Origin of the sequence: Hyphomonas sp. (assembly GCF_041398385.1) — a bacterium.
In the GTDB taxonomy this organism is placed as follows: Bacteria; Pseudomonadota; Alphaproteobacteria; order Caulobacterales; family Hyphomonadaceae; genus Hyphomonas.
Genome location: NZ_JAWKUW010000005.1, coordinates 125,129 through 139,637, shown reverse-complemented (window position 1 = coordinate 139,637; position 14,509 = coordinate 125,129). Strand labels below are relative to the sequence as shown.

Sequence of the window (14,509 nt, the reverse complement as noted above, 5' to 3'; positions counted from 1 at the left end):
GGCCGGTCGTCAGCCGGCGCGGTGTTTGTCCATCAGGTCTGCGAACCGTCTGAAGAGGTAGAAGCTGTCCTGCGGGCCGGGGCTCGCCTCCGGATGATGCTGCACCGAGATGATCGGGCGGTCCTTCACGGCAAGGCCGGAATTGGTCCCGTCGAACAGCGAGCGGTGGCTCTCTTCCACGCCGGGCGGCAGCGTCGCCGGGTCGACCGTGAAGCCATGGTTCATCGACACGATCTCCACCTTGCCGGTGGCAAGATCCTTCACCGGATGGTTCGCGCCATGATGGCCCTGCGCCATCTTCATGGTCTTGGCTCCGAGGGCAAGGGCCAGCAGCTGGTGCCCGAGGCAGATGCCGAGGATCGGCAGGCCGCTGCCGACGACTGCCCGGATCGTGTCGCCGGAGCGCTCGATCGTCGCTGCCGGGTCGCCGGGGCCATTGGAGAGGACGATGCCGTCCGGCTTCAGCGCCAGGATCTCTTCGAAAGGTGTGTCGCCGTTCACCACGGTCGTCCGCGCCCCGACGCTGGCAAGGTTGCGCAGGATGTTCTTCTTCACCCCGAAATCGACCACCACGACGTGATATGCGCCGTCCGTCAGCGCGCTGTAGCCCTCAGCCGGCTGCCACAGCTGCTCGGCATTGGCGAAGCTCGTATCGGCATCGACATTCGCGGCAAGGTCGGCACATTCGAGCCCTTCCCAGGCGCGGGCGGCGTTGATCAGGGCCTCGAAGTCGATATTGCCTTCCGGCTGGTGGCAGATCGCCGCCTTCGGCATGCCCTTCTCGCGGATGAGGCGGGTGATCGCCCGCGTGTCGACGCCGGACAGGCCGACAATGCCGCGCGTCTTCAGCCAGGAATCGAAGCCCTCGCCAGCCCGCCAGTTGGATGGCGCGGTGATCGGCTCGCGGAAAATGGCGCCGAGCGCGGCGTCGGACCCAGGCTCGGAACTCTCTTCATGGTCCTCCGGATTGGCTCCGACATTCCCGATATGCGGGAACGTGAACAGCACGATCTGGGAGGCGTAGGAGGGGTCTGTCAGGATCTCCTGATAGCCCGTGATCGCAGTATTGAAGCACAATTCGCCGATCCGGATGCCTGTCGCGCCCGTGCCGTGTCCGAGGAACACTGTGCCGTCGGCCAGGGCGATCGCTCCCGTCGCTGACGAGTCTGCTTGAGTTTTCTCAACATAGGACATATTTGTCACACCTCCCGGCGGGGCCGTAGGGTTCCGTTAACCCAACGACCAGAAGCTCGCCGGGTGTATTGGGGCTGAGTCCCTGCCGCGTCAAGCAAACGCTGCGGACAGGGTGTGAAAGGCAAAACGCGGCATGGGCCGAGAAGACACAAGTGATGCGATGACGCTCAAGGCGCGCATTGCGAATGCCCTCAAATCGGAAACCGAATCCGGCCAGACCGGCGTTCGTCTGGCAACGCTGCGCCTGATCGAGTGCGCCGTGCGCGACCGCGACGTGTGCGCCCGTGGCCGCGGTGTAGGCGAGGGATGTCCCGATGCCGATGTGCGCCGCGTTCTGGAGACCATGATCGCCCAGCGCGAACTGTCGGCCCGCGAGCATGAGGATGCCGGCCTCATCGAGGACGCCATCCGCGAGCGCGACGAAATCGATATCATCCAGCAATTCCTGCCTGAACTGCTGCACGGCGAGGCTCTGGAAACTGCAGTCGAGGAAGTGGTCAGCGACCTCGGCGCGTCCAAGCTCAAGGATCTCGGCCGCTGCATGAGCACGCTGAAAGAGCGCTATCCGGGCCTCATCGAGACCGGCGAGGCCGGCAAGGCCATGCGCAAGGCGCTGTCCCGCGCCAGCTGATCGCCCACCCGGCGCAGCGTAAATGCGCCGTTCCCCAGAGACGTGTAACGCGATAGTCTAGACGGTCATGTCGTCCAGCATCCGCATCCCCGATGGCTTCGTCGAAGAGCTGAAGGCCCGCATCCGGCCTTCGGACGTGATCGGCCGCAAGGTGAAGCTGACCAAGAAGGGCAAGGAATGGGTCGGCCTCTCGCCCTTCACCAATGAGAAGTCCCCGAGCTTCTACGTCAACGACCAGAAGCGCATCTTCAAGGACTTCTCCTCCGGCCTCGGCGGGGACATCATCAGCTTCGTCATGGAGACCGAGCGGCTGACCTTCATGGAAGCCGTCGAGAAGCTGGCCGAAGAGGCCGGCATGCAGCTGCCAAAGGCGAGTCCCGAGGCCGCTGAGGAATACGATCACCGCAAACGCCTGCAGGAGGCCTGCGAAGCAGCTGCCGCCTTCTATGGAGACCGGCTGATGGCGTCCGAAGGCGCCGCCGCCCGAGCTTACCTCGAAGGGCGGGGCCTGCGCCCCGGCGCCTGGAAGCGCCACCGCCTCGGCTATGCCCCAGATGACTGGCGCAAGACCATCGAACACCTGAAATCCCTCGGCTTCACCCAGCAGGAAATCCTTGAAGCCGGCCTTGCCAAGGAAAGCGACAAGGGCGGCGAACCCTACGACGCCTTCCGCGGGCGCCTCATGTTCCCCATCGCGGACCTGCGCGGCGGCATCATTGCCTTTGGCGGCCGGGGCCTCACGCCGGATGCCAAGCCGAAATACCTGAACTCCGGCGACACGCCGCTCTTCCACAAGTCGCGCATCCTCTACCGCTACAAGACGGCCCGCGAGGCGCTCGGCGGCGGGGAGGGCGGGGGCCTCATCGTCTGCGAAGGCTACATGGACGCCATCGCGCTGGCAGAAGCCGGCTTCGGCACATCGGTCGCGCCGCTCGGCACCGCGCTGACGGAAGACCAGCTGAGCCTCATCTGGAAAGCCGGGCCCGAACCGACCCTCTGCTTTGACGGCGACCGGGCCGGCCTTGGCGCCGCCTATCGCGCCATTGACCGCGCCCTGCCGCATGTCGAACCGGGCCGCAGCCTGTTCTTCGTCCTCCTACCGGACGGGATGGACCCCGACGACCTGATTCGCGCCCGCGGGCCCGGCGCCATGGCGGATGCCCTCGCGCAGAAGATTTCCCTCTCCGAACTGCTCTGGATGCGCGAGCGCGACGCCGAGCCGGTAGACACGCCGGAACGCCAGGCCGGGCTCGAAGCGCGCCTCGCTGCCGCAGCGGCTCAGATCAAACATCCCGGCGTGCGCGCCGCCTATGAACGCGACCTGAAAGCCCGGATGCGCGACCATTTCTGGCAGGTGCGCCAGGCCAACCGTAGCGGCGACTACAGGAAGCGCCCCGGATCGGGACAGCTTCCCGCCTCAGGCGATCAAGGCCAGGTTGAGCTGAAAGGCGGCGCTCCGGCCAAGTTGCGCGGCCTCGGCGCCATCGTGCGCGCCGTCGACACGCCCGAGTTGCTGGACCTCGGCGCCGAAACCCTCGCTCTGGCGGCCTTCGCGGACCCGGATGTGAGCCTGATCCGGGATACAGTCCTGGACTTCGCACATGCAGGAATCCCTATTGACCGCAAGGGACTCTGCGCCCATTTAGCGGAAGCAGGGAACATGCGCGCTTCCGGATTGCTCAAAGAATATCCCACCACGCCTCAGATCGCGGTCGATGGACCCGAGGCAAGGGAATGGCTGATCGCCCTCGAGCAATACATGGTTGCAGGACGTCCCGATGAAGCTGAGGCGGAGGCTGGCATGGATGATGCTGGCATCGACGCCACGTCGTCGCCATCTGCGTGGCGGCGGAAACATCAGCTTGTCGCGGAACGTCGAGCCCTGAAAGCCCGGATGAACGAGGCAGCGGGTAAAGTCGGCGAAAGCTGAAATAGGCACGGAATTTACAGGATACACGGGCGAGGCGAGCGCCCTGTGTCATGGGAGAGAAAGTGAATGGCATCTGCCAAGCAGAAAAACATGCAGGGTGACGGCGATCACGAAGACGACAAGGACCAGGAGAACGGCCTTGTCGATTTCAATGCGACGGACGTCAAAAAGGTTCTGAAACGCGCCCAGAAGCGCGGTTTCATTACGCATGACGAAATCAACGCCCTGCTGCCGAATGACGAGATGACCTCCGACCAGATCGAGGACGTAATGTCCCAGATCTCGGAAATGGGCATCGCTGTCGTCGAAAGCGAAGAAGAGGCCGAAGAGCAGGGCAAGGCCCTGACCAAGATCGAGGACCGCAAGGTCGTCGTCAAAAAGGGCAACGCCCGCGGCTCTGACCGCACCGATGATCCGGTGCGCATGTACCTGCGCGAAATGGGCGCCGTGGAACTCCTCTCCCGCGAGGGCGAGATCGCGATTGCCAAGCGCATCGAGGCCGGCCGCGACGCGATGATCCGGGGCCTCTGCGAAAGCCCGCTGACCTTCGAAGCCATGATGGTGTGGCGCGACGAGCTCATCAATGAGCGGATCCTGCTGCGCGACCTGATCGACCTTGAGGCGACCTATGGCGCGGAAAATCCGCCGCCGGAGCCGAAAGTCGTCGAGAAGGAGCCGGAGCCCGAGCCGACCAAGACCCGCGCCCGCAAGAGCAGCGAAGACGTCGACGAAGTCGAGGCCGAGCGCCTGCGCCAGCAGCAGGAGCAGGAAGAGGACGAGGAAGACGATGCCGCTGCCATGTCCATGTCCGCCATGGAAGCGGAACTGCGCGACGGCGTGCTCGCCAAGCTGGACGAGATTGCCGACGGCTTCGGCCGTTACCGCAAGCTTCAGGACAAGCTGGTCTCCCGCAAGATGGAAGGCAAGGCGCTGACGCCGAAGGCGCAGGGCGAATATGACGAGTTGTCGAACAATATCGTCGAAAACCTGAAGACCATCCACATCAACAACGCCCGTATCGAGGCGCTGGTGGAACAGCTCTACGCCATCAACAAGAAGCTGATGGGCCTTGAAGGCAAGCTGATGCGTCTCGCCGACGCCCATGGCGTGCCGCGCAAGGAATTCCTCGAAAACTATTTCGGCCGCGAACTTGAGCCCGACTGGACCGAAAAGGTCCGTGAGCTGTCGGCGAAGTGGAAGAAGTTTGTTGACGGCAAGTCGGCTGACATCGAAGACGTCCGTGCCGAGATTTCCGATATTGCTCAGGAAATCGGTATCCCGATCGACGATTTCCGCCGCATTGTGCAGACGGTGCAGAAGGGCGAGCGCGAAGCCCGCATCGCGAAGAAGGAGATGGTGGAAGCCAACCTCCGTCTCGTGATCTCCATCGCGAAGAAATACACGAACCGCGGCCTTCAGTTCCTGGACCTCATCCAGGAAGGCAATATCGGCCTGATGAAGGCGGTGGACAAGTTCGAGTACCGCCGCGGCTACAAATTCTCGACCTATGCCACCTGGTGGATTCGTCAGGCCATCACCCGCTCCATCGCGGACCAGGCCCGCACGATCCGTATCCCGGTGCCCATGATCGAGACGATCAACAAGATCATCCGTACCCAGCGCCAGATGCTGCACGAGATCGGCCGCGAGCCGACGCCGGAAGAACTGGCCGAGAAGCTGGGCCTGCCGCTGGAGAAGATCCGCAAGGTTCTGAAGATCGCGAAGGAGCCGATCTCGCTGGAAACGCCGATTGGCGACGACGAGGATTCGAACCTCGGCGACTTTATCGAGGACAAGGCCGCGCTTCTTCCCGTGGATGCCGCGATCCAGTCGAACCTGCGCGAGACGACCACCCGCGTGCTCGCCTCGCTCACCCCGCGTGAGGAACGCGTGCTGCGCATGCGCTTCGGCATCGGCATGAACACCGATCACACGCTGGAAGAAGTCGGCCAGCAGTTCTCGGTGACCCGCGAACGCATCCGCCAGATCGAGGCCAAAGCGCTCCGCAAGCTGAAGCATCCGAGCCGCAGCCGCAAGCTGCGCAGCTTCCTGGATACCTAAACACAAAGGGCGGCCCGCGGGCCGCCCTTTCTCTTCCTGCTGAAATTACGCTCACGCCGCCGCGTTCAGTGCCTGGTCGAGATCTGCGATCAGGTCGGCGGCGTCCTCGATGCCGATGGAGAGGCGCACCGTGTCGGGCGCTGCGCCAGCTGCGATCAGCTGCTCATCCGACAGCTGACGATGCGTGGTCGAGGCCGGGTGGATGACGAGGCTGCGCGCGTCGCCAAGGTTTGCCACATGGCTGAACAGGTTGAGCGCGGCAACGAATTTCGTGCACGCCGCATAGCCGCCCTTCAGCTGCACCGTGAACAGGGCGCCTGCGCCTTTCGGGCAGATCTTCGGCACCCGCGCCTTGTAGGGCGACGAGTCGAGCCCGGCATAGGTGACGCCAGCGACCGCCGCATGACCCTCAAGCCATTTCGCGATCTTCTCGGCATTCGCGACATGCTTTTCCATGCGCAGCGACAGCGTTTCGATCCCCATCAGCGTATAGTGCGCCCCCTGAGGATTCATCGTCATGCCAAGGTCGCGTAGGCCCACCGCAATGCCATGGAAGGTGAAGGCGAGATTGCCGAAGGTCTCATGGAAGGTGAGGCCATGATAGGCAGGCTCAGGCTTCGAGAGGGACGGGAACTTGTCCGAGGCTGACCAGTCGAATGTGCCGGAGTCGACCACCGCGCCGCCGGTCACCGTGCCGTTGCCGGTGAGATATTTGGTCAGTGAGTGCACCACCAGCGTCGCGCCATGCTCGATCGGGCGGCAGAGGTAGGGCGTCGCCGTCGTATTGTCCACGATCAGCGGAATGCCGGCATCGTTCGCAATCGCTGCGATGGCGTCGAGGTCGGTGATGTAGCCGCCCGGATTGGCGATGGTCTCGCAGAAGATGGCGCGTGTGTCGTCATTGATGGCCGCCTTCACGGCGCCGAGATCGTCGAAGTCGACGAATGTGCACGACCAGCCGAACCGCCGGATCGTCTGGCTGAACTGGGTGATCGTGCCGCCATAGAGGCGCGTCGAGGCAACGATGTTACGGCCGGGGCCCATCAGCGGGAACAGCGCCATGATCTGCGCCGCATGGCCGGAGGAGCAGCACACCGCACCCGCGCCCCCTTCGAGCGCCGCGACCCGGTTCTGCAGCGCGCCAATCGTCGGATTGGTCAGGCGCGAATAGATGTAGCCGACTTCCTGCAGGTTGAAGAGCGCGGCCGCATGGTCGGCGTCGCGGAAGACATAGGCCGTGGTCTGATAGATCGGCACCTGCCGCGCGCCGGTCGCTGGGTCGGCTGAGGTGCCGGCGTGGATGGCGAGTGTGTCAAATCCCTGTTCAGCCGCGTTCGTCATGGTCGTGCGTCTCCTGTCCCTGTGTGCAAGGCAGAGGTCTTAGGTCACGCGAATTGGCCCGGCAATGCAGGAAATCTGACGATATGGCCCCCGCCGCGCTAATGACTTCCGGGGCCGCAGTCTATTGGTTGAACGTGTCGCACACTTTCGGATCGCCGGATTGAAGGCCCTTGTAGAGCCATTCGACGCGTTGTTCGGCGCTGCCATGCGTGAACGCTTCGGGCGTCACATAGCCCTGCGTGCGCTTCTGGATCATGTCGTCGCCGATGGCCTGCGCGGTGCGAAGGCCCTCCTCGATATCGCCCCGCTCCAGCGCCACCTTGCCACCCGAGGCTTCCGCTGCATGCGCAGCCCAGACGCCGGCATAGCAGTCGGCCTGTAGCTCCATCGCCACCTGGTAGGCGTTCGCCTCCTCCTGGCTGCGCGCGAGCTGCTGGGCCTTGCGTACCTGGTCCGACACGCCGGTCAGCGTCTGGATGTGGTGGCCGAACTCATGCGCGATGACATAGGCCTTGGCAAAGTCCGCGCCCGATGCGCCAAGTTGCTGCTGCATCTGCTGCCAGAAGGAGAGGTCGAGATAGACGGTCTGGTCCGGTGGGCAATAGAAGGGGCCCATGGCCGCCTGGCCCATGCCGCAGGCGGTCTGCGTGCCGCGGTCGTAGAGCACGATGCGCGGTTCGGTATAGCCGCGGATCGCCTGGCTCCAGACGTCGTTGATATTGGCGCCAATAATGTCGACGAACTGCCCGGCTTCGTCTTCCGGTGTGCCGGTGCGCGCGGCTTCGGAGGTTGAGGCTGTCTGCGTGGAAGGATCCGGCAGCCCTGCTTCCTCAGGCGAGACGCCAAAGATGAAATAGGCGATCAGCGCCAGAATGATCATGCCCGCGCCGCCTCCGGCGACCGTGCCGGCCCCCATGCCGCGCCGATCCTCGATATTGCCGCCCCGGCGTCCGCCTTGCCACCGCATCCCATGTCTCCCTTGAACCGCCCGGCGACTGCCGGCCATTGCCGGAACCTTATCAACCATGCGAGGACAGGCCAATCCATCAGGGAGCGCGTATGCACGACATCCTCACCATCCGGACCGCGGGGCAGGGGCTGTACGAGTTCACCCGCCCTGTGCAGGCCTTCCTCCGCGAGGCCGGCGGCGGCGACGGCCTGCTGACCCTGTTCTGCCAGCACACATCGTGCTCGCTGCTGATCCAGGAAAATGCCGATCCGGATGTCCAGACCGATCTCAAGGCCTTCTTCCGCCGGCTCGTACCACCTGCTGACGACTCCTCCATGCGCTACCTGGTTCACCGGACCGAAGGGCCCGATGACATGCCGGCACATATCCGCGCGGCGCTGACCCAGGTGTCGCTGTCCATTCCGGTGATCGGCGGCCGGGCTGCACTTGGCACCTGGCAGGGCGTGTACCTGTTCGAGCACCGCGATGCCCCACATGAGCGCCGGGTCGTGGTGCAGTTCCAGCCTTCCGCCTAGCGGTACTGCAACAACTTTCGGACGCCGTGCAGTTGCGCCTAAGTTGAGACTTGCGGCCTTTGACACCACTGTCTAGCTTCCTTCCAAGGGAAGGTTCAGGGAGTTCAGGATGAGGATCATACTTGCTGCGCTCATGGCATTTGCCATGTTCGTTATGGGCTCTGCAAAGGCGGAGGTGCCGCATCCTCCGCTTGAAGCGTATGGCGAATTGCCGGAACTCCGCTTTTTCACACTGGCGCCCGACGGTGCGCATGCCGCTTTCCTGATGCGCCGGGACGGTAAGGACGTCATCGTTCTCTACACACGCGCGACGGGTCAGGTTTCCATCCTCGGGTCCATCGACGAGCTATCCGCCAGAGGGCTGAATTTTGCGGACAACAAACACGTCGTCCTTCTGGTGTCTGAGACCACAAGCCAGATTGGCGTGCGCGGCAAATGGGAGGATTCCGGCGCCTTCTCGACCAACATCGAGACCGGAAAGACGAGCACGCTGCTTCGGACAACCGAGGGCATTTTCCCGGCGCAAACCGGACTCGGAAAAATTGTCGGACGCAACGGGAATAAGTCGGCTGTCTTCATTCCTGCCTATGCCGGCGATTTCGGCGACAAGCCACCGTATCACCTCTTCGAGGTCGATCTCGACCATGGGCGGGGACGTATTCATTCCCGCGGTGTCACCAAGACCATCGACTGGTTTGTGGATGCAGACGGTACCGTCCTTGCGCGCGAGGATTTCTCGGCAGAAGACAAATACTATCGTCTCTACAGTGACATTCCAGGCGACCGCACGCTCGTCTACCAATCCGATAAAGACCGGATGCCATTCTCGCTTATTGGCGTGAAGGAGGACCGATCGGCCCTGGTGGTCGTCGATGAATCCGGCGTCGATGGCGGCTATACCGCGGTCTACGAGCTCAACATGAAAGGCGAGTTCTCCGATCCGGTGTTTGCCCGCGACGATGCCGACATCGACGACATCATCCTCGACGACAATCGCTTCGTCGAAGGGGTCCGCTATTCGGGCGCGCTGCCGTCCTATGATTTCTACAACAAGGCCGCCGAAGCGGCGGTCAACGCCATGTATGACGTTGTGCCAGGCGCTGCCATCACGCCGGTTTCGTGGAGCAAGGGCTGGCAGCAGGTTCTCTATTATGTCTTCGCAGGAGATACTGCGGGATCATACATCCTGCAGGATCGCGTCACCGATTCCTATTCCCTGCTTGCGTCAGAGCGCGCCAGCATTCCGGCTGAAGCGATCGGCGAAGTGGTCGGCATCAAATATCCGGCGCGAGATGAACTTAGCATTCCGGCCATCCTGACATGGCCAGCCGGATCCACTGAAGCGACCCGCAAGAATCTTCCGCTTATCGTCATGCCACATGGCGGCCCGGCCGCGCACGACTCGATCGATTTCGACTGGATGGCCCAGTATTTCGCCAATCGTGGCTATCTCGTCCTGCAGCCCAATTTTCGCGGTTCGACCGGCTATGGCGGCGATTTCCAGCGCGCCGGGAATGGCGAATGGGGCGCCAAGATGCAGGACGATGTCACGGACGGTGTTCTCGCCCTCGTGAAATCTGGAGCGGCCGATCCGGAGCGTGTGTGCATCGTCGGCGGCAGCTATGGCGGCTATGCCGCGCTGGCCGGGGGCGCATTCACCCCGGAGCTTTACAAATGTGTCGTCGCGCTCGCGCCGGTTTCGGATGTTGAGCGCATGATCCGCGACCTGCGCAACGATCTCGGCCGCAAGAATTCCGCTGTGCAATACTGGCAACGGATTATCGGGAACCTGAAGGACGACAATGAGAAGCTGAAGCAGATTTCGCCGTCCAATTCGGCAGGCGCGTTTCAGGCGCCGGTGCTGCTGATCCACGGCAAGGACGACACGGTCGTTCCGATCGTCCAGAGCAGGATCATGGAAAAGGCGCTGAAGAAAGCCGGCAAGGATGTGACGTTCGTGCAGATGAAGGGCGAGGATCACTGGCTGTCCGAGGGCGAAACGCGGATTGTAGCGCTCCGCGCCATGGCGGACTTCGTCGAAACTCACATCCCCGTCGACTGAGGATCAGAAGCCTGCAGGCTGTGGCAGGCCGGGGGAGGAGAGGCAGATTGCCTTGAAGCGCTCTCCCATTTCGGCCGGATCGATCAGACGGCGGACGGCTTCGTAGATGGCATCGGCCTCGTCCGGATTGGCTTTGACGAGTTGGTTCAGGCGGGCCTGTGCCCCGAGTCCCATGAGAAACATGCCCTGCGGAACCGGGCCTGCCACATCGAGGCTCGCTTTCGTGGCAAGACGGGCAAGCCGGCCGAAGTCGACATCGACGGTCAGGTCGGACTCGCCGGGCAGGGCGAGGGGACTGACCTGTTTGCCGTCCTTGAATGAGCGCAGGCTGTCGCCCGGCGCGACATCAGAAGGGCCGTAGTCGATGAACAGCGCCCGGTAAGGTGCATCGCGCATGACAAGATCTGCCAGGATCAGGTCCAGGCCGACCTGCACTTCGACGGCAGCGCTTGCAGCTGCCACACCTTCCGGCGCGGCCTGCTCGTTGGCGGCGAGGCCGAACACCAGTTCGCGCTCTCCATTGAGCCCGACGACGCATTCGCGCCAGCATGTACCATCCTTGCGAAACTGCCGGGCAGGCAGGCAATCGAGATATTCATTCGCCACCAGCAGCATCGGTCCCGAAGGCACTTCAGCAAGCGTGGAGACGAATTCCGGCGCGGCCGAAGACAGGCCAGCACACTGCATTTCACGCAAGGCCGGACTCATCTCCACCATGGTGAGCTGCATTGCCTTGGCGAAGTCCTCGCTGCCGGCGACCATGGCGAGACGCAGGGCGTCCTGCATCAGGGCGCCGCGGCCAGGGCCGATCTCGACCAGGCGGAAGGAGTCTGGCGATCCCATCGCGCGCCATTCATGCACCAGCCAGAGGCCGATGAGTTCGCCGAACACCTGGCTGATTTCCGGCGCGGTGATGAAGTCCCGCCCGATGGCCGGGCGCGAGGCGTAATAGCCCTGCGCCGGGTCGTGCAGGCAGAGCTGCATATAGGTCGAAACGGGGATCGGGCCGCCGGTTTCGATCAGGCGGACAAGGCGTTCCTTGAGGGTCACGCCGCAGCTTGCCCTTTCGGCTTCAGTGCATGCCAGACCAGCCAAGCGCCGCCCATCCACATCGGGATCGACAGGATCTGGCCCATGGTCAGCCATTCCGGCAGTCCGTGCACGAAAGAGTCCGGCATGCGGAAATTCTCAACGATGGTGCGGCCTGCCGCATACATCAGCAGGAACAGGCCCGCGACGAGGCCCGGCCGCTTCATCGCGCCGAATTTCCAGATCAGGATGCTGAGAACGATCAGGGGCACCCAGCCCTCCAGTGCAGACTCGTAAAGCTGGCTCGGGAAGCGCGCGGTCTCGAGGCCGTTGTAGACCCATGTGCCGGTGTCCCAGTTGTAGGCCGGCGGCGTGGAGCCCGGCACGATGCCTTCCGGAAACACCATGCCCCATGGGGAGGTCGTATGCCGGCCATAGAGTTCGGCATTGATGAAGTTCGCGATCCGCACGAGGCCGATGCCGATCGGCGCAACAACGCCGGCAATGTCGCCCAGCGACAGGAGGCGCAGCTTGTGCCGCATGGCGAAGGTGACGATCGCGATGGCGACGCCTGAGATCCCTCCGTGGAAGGACATGCCGCCATCCCAGATCCTGAGAATGGTCATGGGATCAGAGACCAGAACATCGAACTGGTAGGGCACCATATAGAAAAGGATATAGCCGATCCGCCCGCCGAGGATGATGCCCAGGATGATCCAGAACATGATGTCGTCGAGCTGTTCCTTGTCCAGCGGGCTGTTGCCGCCGAACAGGGCCGGGCGCCGGATCATTGCATTGGCATACCACCAGGCAAGGCCGATGCCCGCCATGTAGCCGAGCGCGTACCAGCGCAGGTGAAACTTGCCGAGACCGAGAAAGCCGAAATCTATGGTGAAGGCAGCGGGGCTGATTTCCGGAAAGGACAGCGCACCTGCAGCGAGGTGCGCGCCAGAGAGCATCATGGTTTCCAGCATGCGGCGTCTTTTCCCTGTCTTGCCCCGGACCTATCTGTTACGGGTGCGGCAGCTGACAGCCGCAGAACCCGCGCGCGAAGGAGTAGCCCCATGGCGACGACAAATCCACTGCTCGATGACATTGCCGGTCTGATGACCAGCGCGATGGGCGCCGCCCGGGCTGCCGGTGAAGAAGCCAAGACCGCTGCACAGGCGCGTGTGCGCGGCCTGATCGCCGATATGGACCTTGCCGGACGCGATGAAGTGGAAGCGCTGAAGGCACTTGCCATTTCCGCACTGGAAAAGGTCGAGGTGCTGGAGAAGCGCGTCGCCGAACTCGAAGCCGGAAAGTCAGGCAAACTTTAAGCATGGCGCCTTCGCTCAACTGTTGAAGCGAATGGACCTGCGCGCTGAGGGGCGTATTCAGGGCAGGCAGGGGTATGGTGATCCGGGGCGAATCCTGCCCCGTTATCCGTCTCTGCGAGGGGAGTGATGATGAGTCTTGGCCTGACACGCAACGATTTCGGCATGATCGATCCGCTGGAGCGGGTCGAGGAAGCGCTCGAAGACGGCGGCTGGCAGGGCGAGCGCGACGAAGAGGGAACGATCCAGGCCGTTGCCGAAACACGCTGGGGCGATCTCGGCGCCCTGTTCGCCTACCGGCCGGACCCCGCCGCGATCCATTTCTCGATGACGCTCGACGTGAAGCCGCAAGGCGCAAAGCGTGCCGCACTGTCCGAACTCATCATGATGGCGAACGAGCGTCTCTGGCTCGGCCATTTTGACTACTGGGGCGATGAAGGCGTCATCATCTTCCGCCACACAATCCCGATGATGGACCGGGATGAGCCGACGCTCGGCGAGATCCGGTCCCTGATGGCGGCTGCCGTCTCTGCAACGGAGCGCTTCATCCCGGCGTTCAACTTCCTGGTCTGGGCCGGGAAATCGCCGCGCGAGGCCATCGAAGCGGTGATGTTCGAAACTCATGGTGAAGCCTGATCCCATGGCGGGCGCCCAGTCGATCGCATTGATTGGTGCCGGGCGCATGGGAACGGCGCTGGCCAAAGGCTGGCTCAGCGGCAAGCGCAAAGTCGAAATCCTGATTTCTGATCCGCAGCCCTCGGCCGAGGCGCAGGAATGGGCTGGCTCCGGCAAGGTCCGTCTCAATCCCGTCCCGGAGCCCGTCAGTGTTTTGGTCGTTGCGGTGAAGCCGCAGGTGTTTCCAAAAGCGGCGGAAAGCCTGAAAGCCTGGATCGGCCCGAAGACACTCGTCATTTCGATCATGGCCGGCGTGCGCGTGAAACAAGTGGCGGAAAAGCTGGACACCCAGCGCGTCATCCGCGTCATGCCGAACACGCCCGGCGCGATCGGTCGCGGCGTGTCGGTGATGAGCGCCCCGGCCGGCATCGCGAAGGGCGACGTCCAGACGGCCGAACGCCTGCTGGCGCCGCTTGGCGAAGTGATCGGCCCGGTCGACGAAAAACACATGTCGAATGTCACGGCGCTGTCGGGCAGCGGTCCAGCGTATCTGTTTCTGTTGGCTGAAGCCATGGCGGATGGAGCAGAGGCCGAGGGCCTGCCTCGTGAGCTCGCCCAGCGCCTCGCGCGCCTGACGGTGGAAGGCGCTGCTGCGCTGATGGCTGAAAGCGGCGATGCGCCCGGCGCGCTCAGAAAAGCGGTCACCTCACCCGGCGGTACCACCCAGGCGGCCCTTGACATCCTCATGGATGACGGTGGGATGCCGAGATTGCTGAGACAGGCGATCCGGGCGGCAGCCAACCGCGACCGGGATCTGTCACGCGACATGGACTAGGAGGCGTTGA

13 protein-coding genes are annotated in these 14,509 nt (G+C 63.3%); 8 read left to right on the top strand and 5 right to left on the bottom strand.

The features are described from left to right. Positions 1-9: 9 nt before the first annotated feature. A complete protein-coding gene (carA, locus tag R3C13_RS11495; protein WP_371310966.1) occupies positions 10-1,194 on the bottom strand; it encodes a glutamine-hydrolyzing carbamoyl-phosphate synthase small subunit in 1,185 nt (394 codons plus the stop codon). A gap of 133 nt (positions 1,195-1,327) precedes the next feature. Here carA and R3C13_RS11490 point away from each other — a divergent pair, with 133 nt between their 5' ends. From R3C13_RS11490 to rpoD, 3 genes are all read left to right on the top strand, one after another. Further along, on the top strand, positions 1,328-1,825 hold the full coding sequence (locus R3C13_RS11490; RefSeq protein WP_371310965.1) for a GatB/YqeY domain-containing protein: 498 nt from the start codon (positions 1,328-1,330) through the stop codon (positions 1,823-1,825). Between the two features lie 67 nt (positions 1,826-1,892). Beyond that, on the top strand, positions 1,893-3,755 hold the full coding sequence (dnaG, locus tag R3C13_RS11485; protein ID WP_371310964.1) for a DNA primase: 1,863 nt from the start codon (positions 1,893-1,895) through the stop codon (positions 3,753-3,755). 66 nt (positions 3,756-3,821) lie between these two features. After that, positions 3,822-5,816, top strand: a complete 1,995-nt coding sequence (rpoD, locus tag R3C13_RS11480) for an RNA polymerase sigma factor RpoD (protein ID WP_371310963.1) — start codon at positions 3,822-3,824, stop codon at positions 5,814-5,816. Positions 5,817-5,867: 51 nt separating this feature from the next. Here rpoD and R3C13_RS11475 read toward each other — a convergent pair whose 3' ends face one another. Next, a complete protein-coding gene (locus R3C13_RS11475) occupies positions 5,868-7,157 on the bottom strand; it encodes an O-acetylhomoserine aminocarboxypropyltransferase/cysteine synthase family protein (protein ID WP_371310962.1) in 1,290 nt (429 codons plus the stop codon). A gap of 121 nt (positions 7,158-7,278) precedes the next feature. Continuing rightward, positions 7,279-8,124, bottom strand: coding sequence for a neutral zinc metallopeptidase (locus R3C13_RS11470; RefSeq protein WP_371310961.1), 846 nt, complete (start codon positions 8,122-8,124; stop codon positions 7,279-7,281). Between the two features lie 92 nt (positions 8,125-8,216). Between R3C13_RS11470 and R3C13_RS11465 the strand changes: the two genes are divergently transcribed. Both R3C13_RS11465 and R3C13_RS11460 read left to right on the top strand, forming a co-directional pair. Further along, the gene (locus tag R3C13_RS11465; protein WP_371310960.1) at positions 8,217-8,642 is read left to right on the top strand and encodes a secondary thiamine-phosphate synthase enzyme YjbQ; all 426 of its coding nucleotides are present in this window, start codon (positions 8,217-8,219) and stop codon (positions 8,640-8,642) included. Between the two features lie 109 nt (positions 8,643-8,751). Continuing rightward, complete coding sequence (locus R3C13_RS11460; protein WP_371310959.1) at positions 8,752-10,704, top strand: alpha/beta hydrolase family protein; 1,953 nt, start codon at positions 8,752-8,754, stop codon at positions 10,702-10,704. Between the two features lie 3 nt (positions 10,705-10,707). Here the strand turns inward: R3C13_RS11460 and R3C13_RS11455 are convergent, their stop codons facing one another. Together R3C13_RS11455 and lgt are read right to left on the bottom strand one after the other, a co-directional pair. Next, entirely contained in the window at positions 10,708-11,754 is a 1,047-nt protein-coding gene (locus R3C13_RS11455; RefSeq protein ID WP_371310958.1) for a class I SAM-dependent methyltransferase, read from the bottom strand. Next, a complete protein-coding gene (lgt, locus tag R3C13_RS11450) occupies positions 11,751-12,707 on the bottom strand; it encodes a prolipoprotein diacylglyceryl transferase (protein WP_371310957.1) in 957 nt (318 codons plus the stop codon). The genes R3C13_RS11455 and lgt overlap by 4 nt, the downstream gene beginning before the upstream one ends. A gap of 90 nt (positions 12,708-12,797) precedes the next feature. Here lgt and R3C13_RS11445 point away from each other — a divergent pair, with 90 nt between their 5' ends. The 3 genes from R3C13_RS11445 (at position 12,798) to proC (ending at position 14,499) form a co-directional block, all read left to right on the top strand. After that, on the top strand, positions 12,798-13,052 hold the full coding sequence (locus tag R3C13_RS11445) for an accessory factor UbiK family protein (RefSeq protein WP_371310956.1): 255 nt from the start codon (positions 12,798-12,800) through the stop codon (positions 13,050-13,052). Positions 13,053-13,181: 129 nt separating this feature from the next. Then, on the top strand, positions 13,182-13,685 hold the full coding sequence (locus R3C13_RS11440) for a YbjN domain-containing protein (protein ID WP_371310955.1): 504 nt from the start codon (positions 13,182-13,184) through the stop codon (positions 13,683-13,685). Beyond that, on the top strand, positions 13,672-14,499 hold the full coding sequence (gene proC / locus R3C13_RS11435) for a pyrroline-5-carboxylate reductase (protein WP_371310954.1): 828 nt from the start codon (positions 13,672-13,674) through the stop codon (positions 14,497-14,499). Before R3C13_RS11440 ends, proC begins: the two co-directional genes overlap by 14 nt. Positions 14,500-14,509 lie beyond the last annotated feature (10 nt).